This window comes from Cellulosimicrobium sp. PMB13, from assembly GCF_051294865.1.
Taxonomy (GTDB): Bacteria; Actinomycetota; Actinomycetes; order Actinomycetales; family Cellulomonadaceae; genus Cellulosimicrobium.
Window position 1 is genome coordinate 2,300,100 of record NZ_CP145910.1, and the last position, 17,729, is coordinate 2,317,828.

Sequence of the window (17,729 nt, forward strand, 5' to 3'; positions counted from 1 at the left end):
GTCGCACGCGTCCGCTCGACTTCTCGGGTACGGAACGGCCGCGGGGCGCTGGTCTTCCAGCGGCGTTTCCGCGACCTTTGGGCGTCTACCGCTGAAAGAAGACCGTGACGATCAGGTCGGTCTCGCCGTCGTGCGGCGTGACCACGAGGAGCCCACTGTTGCCCAGGTACCGCCGTCGACGTTCGCCGTTGAACTCGATGACGACGGTGTAGTCCTCGTTCAACGCGCGGCGGATGTCTGAGATCCGTATGCGGTGCGCAGGGTCCTGAGGGTTGAGGAGGTGTGCGATGACGTGGTTGGTGAGTGTGAAGCCGTTCACGCGCACCGGGACAGGGGCTCGAAAGGTCAGCCTTCCGGCGCCGTTGGTAAACGGCCCGTTGATCCAATCCCACTCCACCCCGGCGAGGGTGTCGACCGCGTAGATCAGGTTGTTCAGATAGGCGGCGTTCGCGGGAAGACCCAAGGCGGAGCTCATGACCTGTTCGACCTGGCGTACCTGGCCGCCGAGGCTCTGGGCCAGTCGCAGCCGGGCGCCGAGCGCCGCCTGATCGAGCACCCCGGCTTGCCCTGGCGGAGCGGCGAGACGTTGCTGCTGGTAGGCGAGCACGTTGCAGAGCCGCGCGGCGGTGATCCCGGCCTGGCCGTTGAGTGCCCGGCCGACGTCGCCCCGGTGGGTGTGGAGCGGCGTGAAGATCTGAGGCCCAAGACTCATCGCCCCGACCACGGCCCCCGCGGGCACGCCGGGAAGGGCGGTGACGATCTCCAACACCTCGAGTCCACGGGAGAGCAGGGCGTCGATGCCGAGCAAGGCTTCGACGGCGGTGACGTCGATCAGCCGCGCCGCGGCGGCGTCGAGGTTGGCGGCATGGGTCGTCAGCCGGGCGAGGTTTCCCGGGCGCGTCATGGCGGTGAGCAGTGCCGTCGTGCGCAGGTGCGGAGCGGCGACGAGGATGGCGCGGACCAGGTCGCCGGCGGCGATGAGGCTGTCGTGAGCCAGGAGGTGCGCGCGCAGCTGGTCCGGGAGCAGGGCTGCGGCGGCGTCGAGATCGGCGGCATGGGTCGTCAGCCGGGCGAGGTTTCGCGGGCGCGTCATGGCGGTGAGCAGTGCCGTCGTGCGCAGGTGCGGAGCGGCGACGAGGATGGCGCGGACCAGGTCGCCGGCGGCGATGAGGCCGTCGTGAGCCAGGAGGTGCGCGCGCAGCTGATCTGGGAGCAGGGCTGCGGCGGCGTCGAGATCGGCGGCGTGGGCCACCAGGTTGTTCAGGTTGCCCGGGCTTCGGGCCATGGCCGCTGCCAGTGTGATCGGTGGGATGGCGATGCACGCGTTGACGACCCCTGCGATGCGGGCGTGCGACGTGAGGAGGTCGCGACTGCCCTGAACGATCGTGTCGAGGAACGGGTGTGGGTTCGGCAGGGTCCCCCGTACCGCCCACGCAAGTTCCGCCGCGTGCCCGGTCTGCCCTGCGGTGAGGCCGTATGGGGAGAGCCTCGCCATGAAGGTGATCAGGGCGCCGACGGTGGACGTGGCCGGGCGGTTCTGTACCAGGCTCACGAGCTCGTCCCCGGTGAGGCCGGGCAGCTGCCCCAGCGACACCAGCTCGCTGAGAGCAGGCCTGTGGGGAGCGAGCCGGTCCGCGACGGTCGCGATCTCGGCGGTGGACCGGGACGCAGGCGATTCCCGTCTCAGCCTCACCAGGTCGGTGAGGGTGAGCCCGGCTGCGGGGCGGATGCCCGCGAGCGCGACCAGGTCTGCCACGGCTTCGTCAGGAAGCGCCATGGCGAGGGCGACCAGAGCAGTGCCGGTGCGTTGGCCGGCCGCGCGACCCAGCTCGATGACGGTGACCTTGTGGAAGCCTCGCGGGAGGAGGTGCGCCAGGGTGACGATGTCGGGGCCGGTGCGCGCCGGGAGTGCGGCCGCCAGCGCGGCCATGTCGACGATCGACACCTTGCGGGGGCGCCCGCTCACGAGCACGTCCAGAAAGGTGAGGTCGCGGGCAGGAGGAAGCACAGCCAGCTCGAGCAGGTTGTCGACACCGAGCAGATGCGTGGTGGCGAGCCGGGCCAGGAAGCTGCCGGGCCGGTGCTGCGGCGCGCCCGCGAAGAGTCGCATCAGGTGTCGCACCGGGCGGTTCGTGGCCAGGAGCTGCACCATGTCGCCGATGTCGGCGCGTGCTGCCGCTTCCGCGAGGTCGATGGCGTCGTCGAGACTGCGGTGTGCGGGGACGCGGTGCATCAGCCCGATCGTGAGCCGCGCCGGGCGGCCGGGAATCTGCGCCAGCCGCACGAGCTGGGCCACGGTGGGCGTCACGACGCGCAGGAGCTGCACCAGATCGCGGACGCCGGCGGCGGGCAGGGCCACCGCCAGGTTGATGGCATCGTCGAGGCTGCGGTGCAGCGGCACGCGCTCGGCCAGGCGCACCAGGTTCCCCACCGGGCGGCCAGGGACCAGCGCCAGCCGCGTGAGCTGGTCGACGGACAGTGCGGGGTTGCGCAGCAGCAGGAGCAGGTCGGGGTAGACGACGCCGGAGAGCGCCGCAGCCAGGTCGATGGCCGCGTCGATGCGGTGTTCTGGGGCGCGGGTCATCAGGCGCACCAGGTGTGGCACCGACCGGCCGCGGAGCCGTGCCAGCCGGGTGAGCTGGGCGACGGGGAGGTTCGGGAGCCCCGCCACCAGGGCGACCAGCTCGGCGGCCGTCCGTGCCAGGAGGGCTGCCCTGGCGAGATCAGTCAGGCGCGGTACGCCGATCACCGCTGGCGCTGCCGACAGCACCACGATGTCCGCTGACCGGACGCCGGGTAGACCCAGGCAGAGCTGCACCATCTCGTAGACGCCGCGGTGCGCCGGCCGTTCCGCGGCCACCGCGACGATCTCCTCCGGCCTCCGCTCGCCGAGCAGTCGAAGATAGCGATGGGCCTCCCGTTCGGTGACACCCGACCCGAGCCCGGCGAGCTGGCGAACCAGGTGTACCTCACGGAGATGGTCCTGGCGCTCCGCCAGCGAGGGGCGGCCACCATGGCGCACCATGGCGGCCGTGGCCCGGTTCCCTGCCCGAGCCTGCAGCGCCGCGATGAGCGACGTGCTCGCTTGGGTGCCGTCGGGCCCGGCGGGCCGGGCCGGGGAGCGCGTGCCTCCGGCGTGCTCCTGCTCTGAGAGGTTCGGCCTCGCCAGCTGTCTGGACACCGTGACGACCTCCCGCCCGGGGTCTCGCGGTGTCATGCCGGTCGGGCGACCCTTGGCCACCGCCACGTGCCTCACCGCTTCGCCCTCGACACATCGTGCACCCGATCACCGGAGGGTTCGGTGCCCGAAGACGCAGCACCCCGTGCAGCATCGGTGCCCGCCGCGACGGCGACGAACGGGGTCGTTGCAGACCAGCCGGACCGGGTGGTGCGCCGCCCGGTCCTCGTCCCGGCGGCTAGGCTCGACCCTCGTGCGTGCAGTCCTGAGCCGGTGGGTCGACCCGTTCGTCGTGACGCTCCTGGTGGTGCTCGTGCTCGGGCTGGTCGTGCCCGTGGGCGAGGACGCCCAGCGCGTCGTGGACGTCGTCGCGGACGCCGCGGTGACCGTGCTCTTCCTCGTCTACGGCATGCGGCTCTCCACGCGTGAGGTGTGGGCCGGGCTGCGGAACTGGCGGCTCCAGGGCGGGATCCTCGCGTCGACGTACGTCGTCTTCCCGCTGCTGGGCCTGGTCGTCGCGTGGGCCGTCGCCCCGGTGGTCGGGGACGGGCTCGCCGTCGGGGTGCTCTTCCTCGCGCTGCTGCCGTCCACGGTGCAGTCGTCGGTGGCTTTCACGTCGGTGGCTCGCGGCAACGTCGCGGGCGCGATCTGCGGTGCGACGGTGTCGAACGTGCTCGGCATGGTCGTCACGCCGCTCCTCGTGCTGTGGCTGCTCTCGGACGCGTCGGGCGGTGCAGCCGGCGGGACGGCTGCCGGTGCTGTCGAAGGCTCGGGCGGGCTGGGCGGACTGCGGACCGTCCTGCTCCAGCTCCTCGTCCCGTTCGTGGTGGGCCAGCTGTTGCAGCCGTGGGTCGGCGACTGGATCCGCGCGCGGCGGTGGCTGACGCTCGGCGTGGACCGGGGCACGATCCTCGTCGTCGTGTTCGGCGCGGTGGCGGCGGCGACGTCCGCGGGCGTGTGGTCGAGCGTGTCGGGGTGGGCGATCGTCGCGCTGCTCGGCGTGAGCGCCCTGCTCCTCGCGGCGATGCTCGCGATCACGTGGTGGGGCGGTGCGGCCCTGCGCCTGTCGACCGAGGACCGTGTCGCGCTGCTGATGTGCGGCTCGAAGAAGTCGCTCGCGACCGGCCTGCCGATGGCCAGCGTGCTCTTCCCGGTCGCCGTGGCGGGCGTCGTCGCCGTGCCGGTGATCGTCTTCCACCAGCTCCAGCTCGTGGTCTGCGCGGTGCTCGCGCGGCGGCTCGCCCTGCGCGACTGAGCGCGGGGTCGGCCGGTCCGGGAGGCGACGTCGGACGGCCGCCTCCCGGACCTCAGCCCCGTGTCACGACGTCACCCGCAGGAGAGCGCCGCGTGCTCGACGTCGGCGCCGAAGGTGCGACCGTCGCGCTCCGCGCTCACCTGCGCCGTCCCGGCCGGGACCGAGGCCGACCGGGTGGCGAACGCCTGGTAGGCGCTCTTGCCCGGCGCGACGTCGGCGACCGTGCGGGTCCCGAACGGCGTCGTGAGGGTGATGTCCGCCGGCGCGGTGTCGTCGTTCGTCGCCCGCACCGCCACGTACACCTTGCCCGCGAGGCAGCGCGGCTCGACCACGGTTGAGATCGCGAGCCCCTCGGGCGCCGGCTCGGTGGAGACGCCGTCCCCGACGAGCTCGAACAGGTTGACGTTGGCGATGTAGTGCGTGCCCGTCGCGCGGAACACCAGGACGAGCGTGATCGGCCCGCCCGGGTCGGTCACCGGCACGTCGAACCACTGGTACGACTGGCCGCCGCCCGTGTTCGTGATCGGCACCGAGCCGATCAGGGCGCCGCTCGCCGAGCCCGCGTGCAGCTCGAGGGTGCCCCCGATGCTGCTCGACGCCATCCGGAAGCGGACCTTCTCGATCCCCGCGAGGTTGACGTCGGCGTAGCTGATCGTGGCGTTGTCACGCAGCCAGCCGACGTTGAGACCGCCGCCGATCGAGTCGCCGGTCGGCTCGGTCCGGACCGTCGAGTCGGCGTGCTCCGCCTGGATCAGCGCCGGTTGCAGCCGCACGCTCGCACGCGCCTGCGCGAGGTTGCGGACCTCGCCGTCGTGACCGCCGCGGGCGTACAGGACCTCGACCTCGTAGCGCAGCCGGTCCGCCGGACCGGCGTCCGTGGGCCGCTCCATCGTCACGAGCCCGGTGCAGCCGTCGGTCGGCTCGCCGCGCCACACCTGGTCGCCGCGCGTGACGACGAGCCGGGCCCGCACGTCGGCGCAGTCGGCGGACGGGTCCGCGACCGCGGCCTCGTACCGCACGGCCTTGCCGAACGGCACGACGCCCCCGAGCGGCGGGTCGCTCAGCGTGATCTCCGGGCGCTGACCGCTCGGGCTCGCGAACCGGACGCTCTGCCACGGCTCGACGTTGCCCGCGGCGTCGGTGGTGCGGAACTCGACGACGTGCTCGCCGTCGCCGGTCACCGTGAACGCGCCGTCGTAGGCGACCTCGTCACCGCCGTCGACCCGCACCGTCGTCCCTGCCGCACCCGACGTGGCATCCGCCGCTTCGAGCGTGACCGAGACGTCGCCCGTGAACGTGTCGCCCTCGGTCAGGGCGGTCAGGTCCGCGGTCGTCGACGGCGTCGTCCCGTCGACCTGGACCACGACGCTGTCGCGGTTCGAGGTGCTCTCGCCGCGCACGGCGCGGAAGGCGACCTCGTAGCGACCGTCCTCGGCGAACGGCACGGGAGCCGTGTAGGGCGTCCACGCACCGGTGGCGCCCACCTGGTACTCGATCGCGTCGCCCTCCTCGGCGGTGAGCGACAGGCTCACCGCGTCGTGGTACCAGCCGCTCTCCTGCGGCTCGGCCGGCGAGAGCTCGGCGACGGGCGTGGGCACGGTGATCGGCGGCCCGCCCGCGGCGCCGTCGCCCACGACGTCGAACCAGTTGAGGTTGAGCAGGTACCCGTCGGCGCCCCGGAACAGCAGCACGAGGTCGAACGTCCCGCCCGGGTCGTCGACCGCGGCCTCGGCCCAGTCCCAGGCCTGGAAACCGCCGGTGCGCGGCACCGCCACGCTCCCGAGGAGCTCGCCGTCGGCGGAGTCCTTGCGGATCTCGATCCGGCTCGTGTCGTTCGGCGACGCGACGCGGAAGCGCAGGGCGTCGACGTTCGCGAAGTTGAAGTCCTCGTACGTCATCGCGCTGTTGTCGCGGATGAAGCCGACGTTGAGGTCTCCGCCCATCGGGTCGGCCGTCGCCTCGGCCCGGACCTCGGTCCCGAGGGTGTAGTGCTCGGCCTGCTTCCGCGACGGCTGCATCGCGACGACGTCGCGGCCGGTCAGCGGCGCGACGACGCCCGCGGGGGAGCCGCCGTCGGTGTACCGGGCCTCGATCGCGTAGGTGATGCGGTCGGTGTCCGTGTGCCCGCTGTCGGGCTCGAGGACGAACGAGCCGGAGCAGCCGGTCGCCTCCTTCATCGGGTGCCCGTGGTCGTCGTGGCCGAGGATGAGCTCGACCGTGACGTCGGCGCAGTCGATGTCGCCCGCCGCCGTGGAGCCTTCCTCCGCGTCGGTCACCGCGACCTCCCACTCGACGGTGTCGCCGTAGGTGAAGACCGTGCCGTTCGCGGGCCACAGGACCTCGACCTCGGGCTCGGTGTTGCCGACCGAGATCGTCGCGTTCGCGGTCCCCGTACGCCCCTGGACGTCGGACACCGTGAGGACGGCGGTGTAGTTCCCCTCGGCCGTGTAGGTGTGCGTGGGGTTCGGGTCGGTGGAGGTGCCGCCGTCGCCGAAGTCCCACGCGTAGGTGAGGTCGCCGCCCTGCGGGTGCGCGGTCCCGGCGCTGGAGAACTCCACGACGAGCGGGACGCCGCCGGACCGCGGGGTCGCGGCGACCTTCGCGAGCGGCCGGTCGTTGCCGCCGGTGTAGTCGATGCGCACGACCTGGGCGTCGGGGTTGTTCCCGCCGAAGCCGGAGCCCCACTCGATGAGGTACATCGCGCCGTCGTGCTCGCCGAAGACCATCGCGTGCGGCCGCGTGAGCTGCATCGAGTCCAGGACCCGCGTGATGTCGGTCTTCGCGCCGTCCTCGTCGAGGTGGAGCTGGTAGAGGCGGTTCTGGCCCCACTCGTAGAAGAACGGCTTGTCCGCCATCGAGCGCGGCCACTTGCGGTCGGACTCGAGCGCCGCGTCGAACGTGTACGCGGGGCCGCCCATCGGCGCGCCGCCGGTGCCGACGTCGGGGTCGCGCAGCGACCGACCGTAGGACGTCAGCGGCTCGATGACGGGGGGCAGGACGGTGAGGCCGGTGTTGTTGGGGGAGTCGTTCACCGGGCCGGAGCAGTCGAACAGCTCACCGGGCTGGTTCGTCGCGTAGTCGAAGTCGACGTACGCGCCGCCGCCGTGGCAGTAGGGCCAGCCGTAGTTGCCGGGCTCGGTGATGACGTTCCACTCGACGCGACCGTCGATGCCCCGCGGGTCCGCGACGCTCGCGTCCGGGCCGTAGTCACCGAGGTAGACCGCTCCGGTGGTCTGGTCGACGGCGAAGCGGAACGGGTTGCGCAGCCCCATGGCGAAGATCTCGGGCCGGATCTTGCTCGTGTCCTGGCCCGCGGCCCACTCCGTGTCGACGAGGTTGCCCTCGGGGACCGTGTAGGAGCCGTCGTCGGTCGGGGTGATCTGCAGCAGCTTGCCGCGCAGGTCGTTCGTGTTGCCCGAGCTGCGCTGGGCGTCGTAGACCTCGCTGCCGGGGCGCTCGTCGATCGGCGCGTACCCGCCGGGTGCACCGCCCGGCGAGGAGTCGTCGCCCACGGAGATCCAGAGGTCGCCCTCGGCGTCGAAGTCGAGGTAGCCCCCCGAGTGGCAGCACTCGTCGCGCTGGTGCGGGATCTGCAGGAGGATCTGCTCGCTCGCGAGGTCGAGCGTGTCGCCCTCGAGCGTGAACCGCGACAGCCGCTGGTGCGGGGAGTCGATCAGGTCGGAGTGCGGGGTGTAGAAGAGGTAGACCCAGCCGTTCTCGGCGAAGTCGGGGTCGAGCTCGATGCCGAGCAGACCGTTCTCCTGCGCCGAGTGGACCTGGAGGCGGCCCGCCGTCGAGGTGGTCCCGGTCTCGGGGTCGATGACGCGGAGCTGGCCGGCGCGCTCGATGTAGAGCACGCGACCGTCGTCGGCGACCTGGAGCCCCATCGGGCTGGCGACCTCGTCGTCGAGGACGACCTTCTGGTAGTTGGCGTCGACCGTGCCGCCGCAGTCGTCGGACGCGGCACCGGTCGCCCAGAGGACGCCCCCGGTGAGGTGCTCGACGAACGCCGGCTCGACGAAGCTCTCGGGCGTGTGGCCGAGCCCGGTGTACCAGGACCGCCCGCCCTCGTGGTACTGGCACCACGCGACGGGGTGGTCGGCGCCCATCCCGCCGCCCTGGTACGAGGTCTCGTCGAGCGTCATGAGGACGTGGACGTCACCGCGGGGGTTGTCGCCGAAGTTGTACCACTCGTCGGTGCGCTCCCAGCGCTGGGGCAGGTGGGACGTCGAGGGGTGCGTGCGGTCCTCGACGTGGATCCCGGCGGGCTGGACCGCCGGGTGGCCGCTGAAGTACGCGCCCACGAGCTCGCCGTACCAGGGCCACGTGTACTCGGTGTCGCTCGCGGCGTGGACGCCGACGTAGCCGCCGCCCCCGCGGATGTACTCCTCGAACGCGGCCTGCTGGCCGTCGTCGAGGACGTCGCCGGTCGTGGACATGAAGACCACCGCGTCGTACGTCGCGAGGTTCTCGGGCGTGAAGGCCGCCGCGTCCTCGGTCGTGTCCACGGTGATGCCGTGCTCGTCACCGATGGCCTGGACGGCCGCGATGCCCTGCGGGATGGAGCCGTGGCGGAAGGCTGCGGTCTTGGAGAAGACGAGCAGGCGCCCGGCCTCCTCCTCGGCGGCGGCGGGTGGTGGTGGTGGTGGGGGATCTTCCGCGGCGGACGCCGGGGGCGCGAGGAGCGCCCCGACGGCCACGAGCGACAGAGCCGTGGTCAAGGAGAACAGACGTCGGACAGGGGACATGCGATCGACACCTTTGTGATCGAGCGAGTCGGACGGCTCGATAATGTCAATCGACTGAACTATCGACAAGAGGCATTCTGCGCAACGGGCGAACTATTTCGGTCGATATCGGTGTCGACTTTTCTCGATATCGATCTCGGACCGTTCTGAGGGGCGCTAACGGCTTCGTCGGGGCCGTGGTCGCCGCTGCCTGGCGCCCGGGCGGTACCGACGCGCGAGACCGGTCAGCCGCGCGCGGAGACCTGCTCGCGCACCTGGCGCTTCGCCCGCGTCAGCATGCCGTTCATGCCACCGATGCGCAGCGGGCTCACGGCCCGCGTGAGGCCGATCGACATGGGGAAGTCGTCGGGGACGTCGAGGACCTCCTGCACGGTCAGGCCCGACAGGCCCTGCGCGAGGATCGACGCGAACCCGCGGGTCGTCGGCGCCTCGGCAGGGGCCGTCGCGTAGAAGTGCACGACGCCGTCGCCGTCCACCTCGGCGAACGCCCGGACGGGGGACTGGCACTCCTCGATGCGCTCCAGCATGCCCGGGGCGCTCGCGTACCGCTCCGGCAGGTCCGGGAGCTCGTTCGCGAACTCGAGCAGGAGCTGCAGCCGCTCCCGCTCGGGGAGCGCGAGGAAGTCCTCGCGGATCTCGGCGAGCGTCGCGGGCAGAGCCGGTTCGGGCGCGGTGTCAGGGGTGGAGGCGCTCATGGGTCGATCCTCGCACCGGTCCGGGCGCCGGGCATCGCGGTCCCACCGTGCGGAACGCCCGGCGGCCGGGCCCCGCCCGGGACGCCGACGGCGCGGGGCGAGCCTCGGGGAGAGGTTCACCCCGCGCCGTCGGGCCGGGAGCGTGGAGGCTCAGTTGAGCGACGCCGGGGCCTCGCCCGGCTGGTCGCCCTTGACGATCGGCACGCGCACCGCGTTGCCCCACTCGGTCCACGAGCCGTCGTAGTTGCGGACCTTGTCGAAGCCCAGCAGGTACGTCAGCGCGAACCACGTGTGGCTCGAGCGCTCGCCGATGCGGCAGTAGGTGACGACCTCGTCGTCGGCCGCGAGGCCGAGACCGCCCTCCTGGTAGATCGCCTCGAGCTCGGCCCGCGACTTGTACGTGCCGTCCTCGGCGACCGCGGTCGCCCAGGGGACGTTGCGCGCCGTCGGGATGTGCCCGCCGCGCAGCACGCCCTCCTCCGGGTAGTCCGGGATGTGCAGGCGCTCGCCCGTGAACTCCTGCGGGGAGCGGATGTCGACCAGCGGCCCGTTGCCGATGTGCGCGAGGACGTCCTCCTTGAACGCGCGGATCGTCACGTCGTCACGCTCGACGACCGGGTACTCGACCGCGTCCGGCGCCGGGACGTCCGTCGTCGTCTCGCGGCCCTCGGCGATCCACTTGCCGCGGCCGCCGTCGAGCAGGCGCACGTCCTCGTGGCCGAACAGCGTGAAGACCCACGCGGCGTACGCGGCCCACCAGTTGTTCTTGTCGCCGTAGACGACGATCGTCGTGTCGCGGCCGATGCCCTTCGAGCCGAGCAGCTGGGCGAAGCCCTTGCCGTCGATGTAGTCGCGCGTGTCCGGGTCGTTGAGGTCCGTGTGCCAGTCGATCTTCACGGCACCCGGGATGTGGCCGGTCTCGTAGAGCAGCACGTCCTCGTCGGACTCGACGACGACGACGCCCGGCTGGCCGAGGTGATCGGCGAGCCAGTCGGTGCTCACGAGGCGGTCGGGGTGGGCGTACTGCGTGATCTTCTCGGTGGTGTCGAGCGGTGCGGGCATGGTGTCCTCCAGGGGCTGGCGTGCCGGGGTGTGCGCGCGACAGGCTGCGCGGCTCTCCGCCCGTCAGGCTAGGTGCCGTGTCCGCTGGTTGGAAGGGTCGTTGCGCATGCTGAGACGGTGTTACGCGAGGTGTCGTCGACCGCGGCGGCGCCCGTGCGGATCGTGGTGTGACGGCGCATCCTGACGTCGTGCCCGCCGCCGTCCCGCCCCGGCTCCTGCGCACCGCCGACCTGCTCGCTCTCGAGGGTTCCGAGCGCGTCCTGGAGGTGGGCAGCGGCTCCGGCGTCCTCGCCGAGCTGCTGCTGACGCGGCACCCGGGGCTGCGGTACCTCGCGCTCGACAGGTCTGCCGTGGCCGCGGGGCGGACCGCCCGGCGCAACGCGGCAGCGACGGCCGACGGGAGGCTGGCCGTGCGGACCGGCGAGGTCGAGGACGCGGCGGGACTGCTCGACGCCGACGGACCGTTCGACGTGGTCGTCGCCGTGAACGTCAACCTTTTCTGGACGCGCGACGCGCGTGCCGTGAGCGGCGCGCTGTCGGGTCTCCTGCGGCCGGGAGGGCGCCTGTGGCTCGTGTACGAGACGCCACGGGGCAGCTCCGACGAGCGCGTCCTCGACCCGCTGCTCGCCTCGCTCGCCGTGCCACGGCTCGTCGGTCCGGAGGGAGGAGCGCCCGTCGTCGTGCGCGACGAGGTGCTCGCCGTGGGGCTGCGACGACGCACGGGCGACGACGACACCCTCGTCTGAACCCCGCCGCACGCCTGGTGGCGGTCCGTGGGCGACTCGCGGACCGTGCTACCCGAGGAGCTCGCGCGTCGCGTCCCCCAGCGCAGCGTCGAGCAGCTCGAGCCCGAGGTCCAGCTCGTCGTCGGAGACGGTCAGCGGCGGGGCGATGCGGAAGACGCCGCCCATGCCGCGCAGCTGCACGACGTTCAGGTGCAGCCCGCGCTCGAGGGCGCGGCGGGTCACGAGAGCCCCGAGCGCGTCGGCGCCCTCCTTCGTCTCGCGGTCGAGCACGAGCTCGATGCCCTGCAGGAGCCCGCGACCGCGCACGTCACCGACGACGTCGTGCCGGGACTGCAGCTCGAGGAGGCCGGCGCGGAGGCGGTCGCCGAGCACGCGCACGCGCGCGTCCAGGTGCTCCGCCTCGAGGACGTCGAGCACCGTGCCGCCCACCGCGGCGACCAGCGGGTCGGACACGTGCGTCGTGAAGAACAGGAAGCCACGCTCGTGCGCTCGCTCCTCGATCTCGGCGCTCGTGACCACCGCGGCGAGCGGCAGCCCGGCGCCGAGCGTCTTCGAGAGCGTGAGGATGTCGGGGACGACGGGCACCTCGCCCGGCCGGCCCTCGAACGCGTACCAGGAGCCGGTGCGGCACAGCGCGGTCTGCGCCTCGTCGAGGATGAGCAGCATCCCGCGCTCGTGGCACTTGTCCCGCAGCGCGGCGAGGTAGCCCTGCGGCAGCTCGACGATCCCGCCCGAGCTGAGGATCGGCTCGACGATGCACGCCGCGAGGCTCCCCGTGGACTGGACGTCGACGAGCTCGAACGCGAGGTCGAGCTGGCGGTGCCAGTCGTGCTCGCCGTCCGGCGTGAGGTGGTCGGGCCGGTAGGCGTTCGGCACGGGGATGACGAGGTTCCCCGGCGCCGTCGGGCCGTAGCCGCGCCGCCCTGCGCTGTTGGTCGCCGCGGCCGCGGCGTGCGTCATCCCGTGCCACGATCCGGCGAGCGAGACGATCTCGTGCCGTCCGGTGACGAGCTTGGCCATCCGGATCGCGGCCTCGTTCGACTCCGCACCGGTCGTGAGGAGCAGGACCCTCTCGAGCGGGTCGGGGAGCGTGCCCGCCAGGCGCCGTGCGAGGTCGACGACCGGCCGCGACAGCATCCCGCTGAAGAGGTGGTCGAGCGTGCCGATCTGGCGACGCACCGTCTCCACGACGGCGGGGTGGCTGTGCCCGAGGATCGCGCTCATCTGGCCCGAGGTGAAGTCGAGGATCCGGCGACCCTCCGCGGTGGTCACGAAGCTGCCCGAGGCGCTCTCGACGATCTCCGGCGTGAACGGCCCGCCGTACCGCACGAGGTGCCGGTCGGCGTCGTCCCAGAAGCGGGAGGTGTGCTCGGCCGGGGCGGCGAGGGGTGACGGGGCGGGCGTGGTCATGTGCCGAGCCTAGGGAGGACCGGCTGTGCGCGTACAGCGCGACTTCTCGTACAGTCTGTGCATCCAGACCGCACAGCGCCCCTGGGCGCTCGCCGACCAGCAGGAGGAGCCCGTGCTCAACGCCGCGCGGCTGCAGGTCCTGGCCAGGCTCGAGAGCCTCGGCACCGTGCGCGCCGTCGGGGCGTCGCTCCACCTGAGCCCGTCCGCGGTCTCCGCGCAGCTCGTCGCGCTCGAGGCCGAGACCGGCGCGCGCCTCCTCGAGCGGACCGGGCGCCGCGTACGGCTCACGCCCGCGGGTCGTGCGCTCGCCCGGCACGCGCGGGTCATCCTGGACCAGATGGCGCTCGCGGAGGCGGAGCTCGCGCACCCCGACGGGCAGCCCGCCGGGGTGGTTCGCGTCGCCGCCTTCTCGAGCGCGGTCCGGGAGCTCATCATCCCGCTCGCGCTGCGGCTCGCGACGGAGCACCCTCGGGTCGAGGTCGACGTGGTCGAGCTCGACCCGCGCGAGAGCGGCCCCGCGCTGCGACGGGCGGACGTCGACCTGGCCGTCACGGCCGACCTGCTCGACGGCGCCCCGCTCGCCGGCCCGGACGTCGCGACCGTGCCGCTGATCGAGGACCCGGTCGTGCTCGTGACCCCGGCCGCGCGGTCGCGGGACGGCGTCGCCGACGCGCCGTCGCGGGCCTCGTCCGCCCGCGTCGACCTCGCGGGCCTCGCCGACGCGCGCTGGTCGGCGGACCTGCCCGGCACGTACCTGTCGACGCTCCTGGACAGCACGTGCCGCGAGGCGGGGTTCGAGCCCCGCGTCGTGGCCCGCCTCCCGAGCTACGAGCTGCTGCTCGCGCACGTGGAGGCCGGGCTCTCGGTCGCGCTCCTGCCCGGGCTCGCCGTCGACCGCAGGTACGCCGTCGACGTCTGCGCGCTGGACACCCCTCGGACGCGACAGGTCTACGCCGCCGTGCGCCGGGGAGCACCACCGACGGCCGCCACCGCCGCGGTCCTGTCCGGCCTGCGCCGCCTGGCGCGCGGGCGCGACGCAGGCCAATAGCTCACCGCCACCGGCTCGGCGCGTCGACGTCGCGTCGTCGATGCGGACTAGAAGGTCCACGCGTCCTGGACCGTCGTGTAGACGACGTCGACGTGGTCGAAGTCGACGGACACGTTCATCGTGAGGTCTGCCGGGTCGTTGACGCCGAACCCCTGCTTCCACGAGATCGACTGACCGGGCAGCACGGGGGCGGAAGGAGCGCCTCCGTAGCCCTGGTCCGAGTCGTAGACCTCGTCGCCGGCGACCCCGGCACTCGTGATCTGCGTGTATCCCGACGACGTCCAGGTCGTCGCCGTGCCGTTGGTGACCGTGAACGTGAAGCTGAGGTAGGTGGGGAACTCACCGACGGAGGCCCACTCGCGGGGCGTGAACGGTCCGTCGCTCGTGACGGTCAGGGTGAGGCCGTCCTCCCACTCCATCGTGGAGCCGAACGACGTGACCGGGTTCGCCGGCGCCGCGTCGGCCTCGTTCTTCCCGGTGGCGTAGCCGGCGTCGTAGCCGGTCCTGTACTCCGGTGTGCGCTCGGCGAGGAAGGCCGGCGTCGCCTTCGCTCCCGTCCCGGACCCGTGCTGGTAGCCGAGGTCGTACCCCTCCTGGTAGGTCCCGATGAGCTCGGGGCTCGAGGTCGCGCTCGGTGCGGGCGAGCTGCTCGTCGTCGGGCCGGCGCCGGAGCTCTCCGGAGCGGAGGTGCTGCCGACGACGCCGCACCCGACGAGGGACGTCGCGAGGGTGACGAGCATCGCGGCCAGACGGATCGTCGGGCGCGTGGAGAACGGGCTGGTGTACGGCATGTCAGGTCCCATCGATCAGTAGCGCGGGAGGCGCAGGAGGTTGTCGCTCTCGCGACCGTTCGCGACGGTCGCGATGTACCGGGTGCCGCGGGGGCTGACCCGCGCGACGACGTCGGCCTGGTTGTGAGTGGTCTCGTCGAAGGTGCGGAACCGCGTGCCGACGCGAACCTCGGCGTGCACGCGCTCGCGGGTCGCGGCGCGCAGCGGACCGGTCGTGGTCGTCGAGAAGCGCACCTCGACGACGTGCTCGTTGCTCGTCCCGGGTTCTGCGACCCGGACAGCGCGGATGAAGGGCATGGGTGGTTCCTCTCGGTTCGGGCGGACGTCGTGCCCGCGGTCAGTCCTCGGTGTCCTGCGCCGGCTCGAGCTCGGCCCGCGTGGTGGGTGGGGTGAGGGAGACGCAGCGGGGGCAGAGTCCGCGCCCGTCGACGATCCGGAAGACGAACCCGCACCTGCACCTGACGTGGCTCATCGAGCCCTCCTCCGCGCCGTCGCACCCGGCCGCCATGGCCGGTGGGAAGAGACTGGTGGACGCGTTGGCAAACGAGAATCGTTAGGCCGATAAGCCGGGTTATCGTTCTGACAACCGATCGCCTGCCGCGATCAGCTAGGTTCAGGCCGTTACGTCGACGACAGAGAGGAGCGGAGGTGGGCGCATCACCCGCTGCGCAGGTCCCCGTGCTCCACGGTCTGCGCCTCTCCCTGTCCGACGTCGCGGAGCTGGCCCGGGTGCAGCGCCCCGTCGTCTCGGTCTGGCGTCGGCGGTATGCGTCGGGACCGCACCCGTTCCCGGCGCCGGTCGGTACCCGGAACGGGGCGGCGCGCTTCGCCGCCGCCGACGTCGCGGCGTGGGTCGAGGCGACCGGCCGCGGCAACAATCCGGCGTTCCGTGCCGACGTCGCTCTGCGGGCGGCGCTCACCGAGACGCCTGGTCTGCCCGACGCCGCGGCGTTCGCGGGTCTCACGGCCCTCCTCGCGCTCAAGGCCTACGCAGCGGAGCCGCTCGCGGGGCTGGACCCCGACGACGTGCTCGACCTGGCTGACGAGCTCGACCCGGACGACACGTCCCTCTACGCCGAGATCGATGCCCTCGGGGGGCACCTCGCCACGTCCTGCGCGCTCGCCGACCTGGCCGCCGGCTCCGCGTACACGCCGGGCGCCGCGATGGAGACCGTCCTCGCGGACCGGTTCCGGGTCGGCCGCGTCGCGCTGACGCGCTCGGCGCTCGCACCCGCGGCGCTCGGTCTCGTGGCAGACGTCGCGGGCGCGCTCCTGGGCGATGCCGTGGCGTTGGACGTGACGGCCGACGGGCTCGTCGAGGACCCCTACCCGGGGTGCGGGGACCTGCTCGTGGCGGTCCTCGGGCGGGGGGAGGTGCTGGACGCCCCTGCGGCCGTCATCCCCGCCGGTGACGCGCACCGGCTCACGCGCCGTCGCCTCGGTGCGCACGGGTGGTCCGTGACGATGCCGGCCGATCAGGGCGGCGTGAGCGGGTCGGCGCCGCTCGTCGTCACTCAGGTGCCCGCCGTCGGCTCCGGTCCGGTCGACGACGTCGAGGCGCTCGCTCTCGTCGACGAGGTGGTGCTGGGGCTCGCACCGGGACGTCACGCGGTCGTGGTCGGCCCGGCGAGCGCGCTCGTGGACGCGCCGTCGTCCGCCGAGGCCGACTCGGCGCGCGCGGTACTGCTGCGCGCCGACCGCCTGCGCGCGGCGGTCCTCCTCCCGGCGGGACTCGTGGTCGAGCGCCCGCGCGAGCGCCTGGCGCTGTGGGTGCTGGGCGACGCCCGCCCGGACGTGCCGATCGCGGAGCGGTGGACGACCGTCGCCGACCTCTCCGGGTTCGCGCCGGTGGGTAGCCGGTTCGACCGTGCCGTGGTCGAGGACCTCTGCACCGACGTCGTCGCGGCGCTCGGCACCGCCGACGACGTCGCACGCCACGCCTTCCGCTTCGCCCGGTTGGCTCCCACTCCCGACGTGCTCGCCTCGCGGGGCAGTCTCGTCACGGCAGCAAAGCCGTTCGTTCGGGGCGCACGCGACGACGGCGGGGCCGCAGCGGTGCGCGCGGGCGAGCTCGTCACGCTGCTCGACGACGCGCCCCGCCCCCCGCTCGACGTCCAGGTCGAGCGGGGCGACGCCGAGCAGGTGTGGCGACTGCCGCTCGGGGCGCTCGCCGACCGGAAGATCGTCCGCCACGTGCCGGGCAACCGGCTCGACGGCGCGGACGTGCGCCGTGCGGGCGGCGAGCCTGCGGGGGAGGTGCGGGTCCTCGGCGTGCCGGAGCTGTGCGGCGACGCTGACGCGGGGGAGCGCGTCGTCGACCGCCTGGCGTTCGCGGCGCGCTACGCCGCAGGTCGTCTCACCGAGCCGGGGGACGTCGTCTTCTGCACGACGCCGCGTCCCGCGGCGTTCGTGGACTCGGCCGGGTTCTCCGTGGTGGAGTACCCGGCCCGGGTGCTGAGGCTCCGGTCGCGTGAGCCGGAGGACGTACCGGGTGCCGTCGGGCGGGAGGGGCGCCTCGTCCCGGAGGTCCTGGCGCACGACGTCGGGTCGCAGGCGCGCGGGACGCGGTGGCGGTCGTGGGAGGTGCGGGTCGTGCGCGCGCACCAGGCCGAGGAGGTGACCACCGCGCTCGCCCGGGTGCGGGAGCGGCAGGAGGCGGCGCGGCGTGAGCTCGCGCTGCTGGACGAGCTGGCGACGACGCTTGTCGACGGTGTGACGTCGGGTGTCGTACGCATGCGCAAGGATGACCCCGGCTCGTGAGCACGGCTCACGGGATCGATTCGAGGAAGCGAGACG

The 17,729-nt window shown here is 73.0% G+C and carries 11 protein-coding genes; 4 read left to right on the forward strand and 7 right to left on the reverse strand.

Translation table 11 applies throughout. The annotated features are described in order from the left end of the window. Nucleotides 1–85: 85 nt before the first annotated feature. The gene (locus V5D56_RS10430; protein WP_435735281.1) at nt 86–3,181 is read right to left on the reverse strand and encodes a hypothetical protein; all 3,096 of its coding nucleotides are present in this window, start codon (nt 3,179–3,181) and stop codon (nt 86–88) included. A gap of 250 nt (nt 3,182–3,431) precedes the next feature. Between V5D56_RS10430 and V5D56_RS10435 the strand changes: the two genes are divergently transcribed. Then, on the forward strand, nt 3,432–4,433 hold the full coding sequence (locus V5D56_RS10435) for a bile acid:sodium symporter family protein (protein ID WP_435735282.1): 1,002 nt from the start codon (nt 3,432–3,434) through the stop codon (nt 4,431–4,433). 71 nt (nt 4,434–4,504) lie between these two features. Here the strand turns inward: V5D56_RS10435 and V5D56_RS10440 are convergent, their stop codons facing one another. From V5D56_RS10440 to V5D56_RS10450, 3 genes are all read right to left on the reverse strand, one after another. Then, nucleotides 4,505–9,181 (reverse strand): ThuA domain-containing protein, encoded by a 4,677-nt coding sequence (locus V5D56_RS10440; RefSeq protein ID WP_435735283.1) that lies wholly within the window; start codon nt 9,179–9,181, stop codon nt 4,505–4,507. 224 nt (nt 9,182–9,405) lie between these two features. After that, entirely contained in the window at nt 9,406–9,876 is a 471-nt protein-coding gene (locus V5D56_RS10445) for a SufE family protein (protein WP_435735284.1), read from the reverse strand. Between the two features lie 150 nt (nt 9,877–10,026). After that, complete coding sequence (locus V5D56_RS10450; RefSeq protein WP_435735285.1) at nt 10,027–10,938, reverse strand: sulfurtransferase; 912 nt, start codon at nt 10,936–10,938, stop codon at nt 10,027–10,029. 188 nt (nt 10,939–11,126) lie between these two features. Between V5D56_RS10450 and V5D56_RS10455 the strand changes: the two genes are divergently transcribed. Then, the gene (locus V5D56_RS10455; RefSeq protein ID WP_435735286.1) at nt 11,127–11,684 is read left to right on the forward strand and encodes a class I SAM-dependent methyltransferase; all 558 of its coding nucleotides are present in this window, start codon (nt 11,127–11,129) and stop codon (nt 11,682–11,684) included. Nucleotides 11,685–11,732: 48 nt separating this feature from the next. Here the strand turns inward: V5D56_RS10455 and V5D56_RS10460 are convergent, their stop codons facing one another. Continuing rightward, nucleotides 11,733–13,094, reverse strand: a complete 1,362-nt coding sequence (locus V5D56_RS10460) for an aspartate aminotransferase family protein (RefSeq protein WP_435735287.1) — start codon at nt 13,092–13,094, stop codon at nt 11,733–11,735. 25 nt (nt 13,095–13,119) lie between these two features. Between V5D56_RS10460 and V5D56_RS10465 the strand changes: the two genes are divergently transcribed. Further along, on the forward strand, nt 13,120–14,142 hold the full coding sequence (locus V5D56_RS10465; protein WP_435735288.1) for a LysR family transcriptional regulator: 1,023 nt from the start codon (nt 13,120–13,122) through the stop codon (nt 14,140–14,142). A 47-nt stretch (nt 14,143–14,189) separates the two neighbouring features. Here the strand turns inward: V5D56_RS10465 and V5D56_RS10470 are convergent, their stop codons facing one another. Together V5D56_RS10470 and V5D56_RS10475 are read right to left on the reverse strand one after the other, a co-directional pair. Continuing rightward, the gene (locus V5D56_RS10470; RefSeq protein WP_435735289.1) at nt 14,190–14,933 is read right to left on the reverse strand and encodes a hypothetical protein; all 744 of its coding nucleotides are present in this window, start codon (nt 14,931–14,933) and stop codon (nt 14,190–14,192) included. Between the two features lie 15 nt (nt 14,934–14,948). Beyond that, nucleotides 14,949–15,230: a DUF3892 domain-containing protein gene (locus tag V5D56_RS10475; protein ID WP_435735290.1), complete on the reverse strand. Its 282-nt coding sequence runs from the start codon at nt 15,228–15,230 to the stop codon at nt 14,949–14,951. Between the two features lie 351 nt (nt 15,231–15,581). Here V5D56_RS10475 and V5D56_RS10480 point away from each other — a divergent pair, with 351 nt between their 5' ends. Next, entirely contained in the window at nt 15,582–17,693 is a 2,112-nt protein-coding gene (locus V5D56_RS10480; RefSeq protein ID WP_435735291.1) for a hypothetical protein, read from the forward strand. Nucleotides 17,694–17,729: the final 36 nt, after the last annotated feature.

Excerpts from the sequence above, each read along its gene's own strand:
- V5D56_RS10460 (WP_435735287.1), bottom strand. The coding sequence starts at position 13,094 with ATGACCACGCCCGCCCCGTCACCCCTCGCCGCCCCGGCCGAGCACACC.
- V5D56_RS10475 (WP_435735290.1), bottom strand. The coding sequence starts at position 15,230 with ATGCCCTTCATCCGCGCTGTCCGGGTCGCAGAACCCGGGACGAGCAAC.
- V5D56_RS10470 (WP_435735289.1), bottom strand. The coding sequence starts at position 14,933 with ATGCCGTACACCAGCCCGTTCTCCACGCGCCCGACGATCCGTCTGGCC.
- V5D56_RS10450 (WP_435735285.1), bottom strand. The coding sequence starts at position 10,938 with ATGCCCGCACCGCTCGACACCACCGAGAAGATCACGCAGTACGCCCAC.
- V5D56_RS10440 (WP_435735283.1), bottom strand. The coding sequence starts at position 9,181 with ATGTCCCCTGTCCGACGTCTGTTCTCCTTGACCACGGCTCTGTCGCTC.
- V5D56_RS10445 (WP_435735284.1), bottom strand. The coding sequence starts at position 9,876 with ATGAGCGCCTCCACCCCTGACACCGCGCCCGAACCGGCTCTGCCCGCG.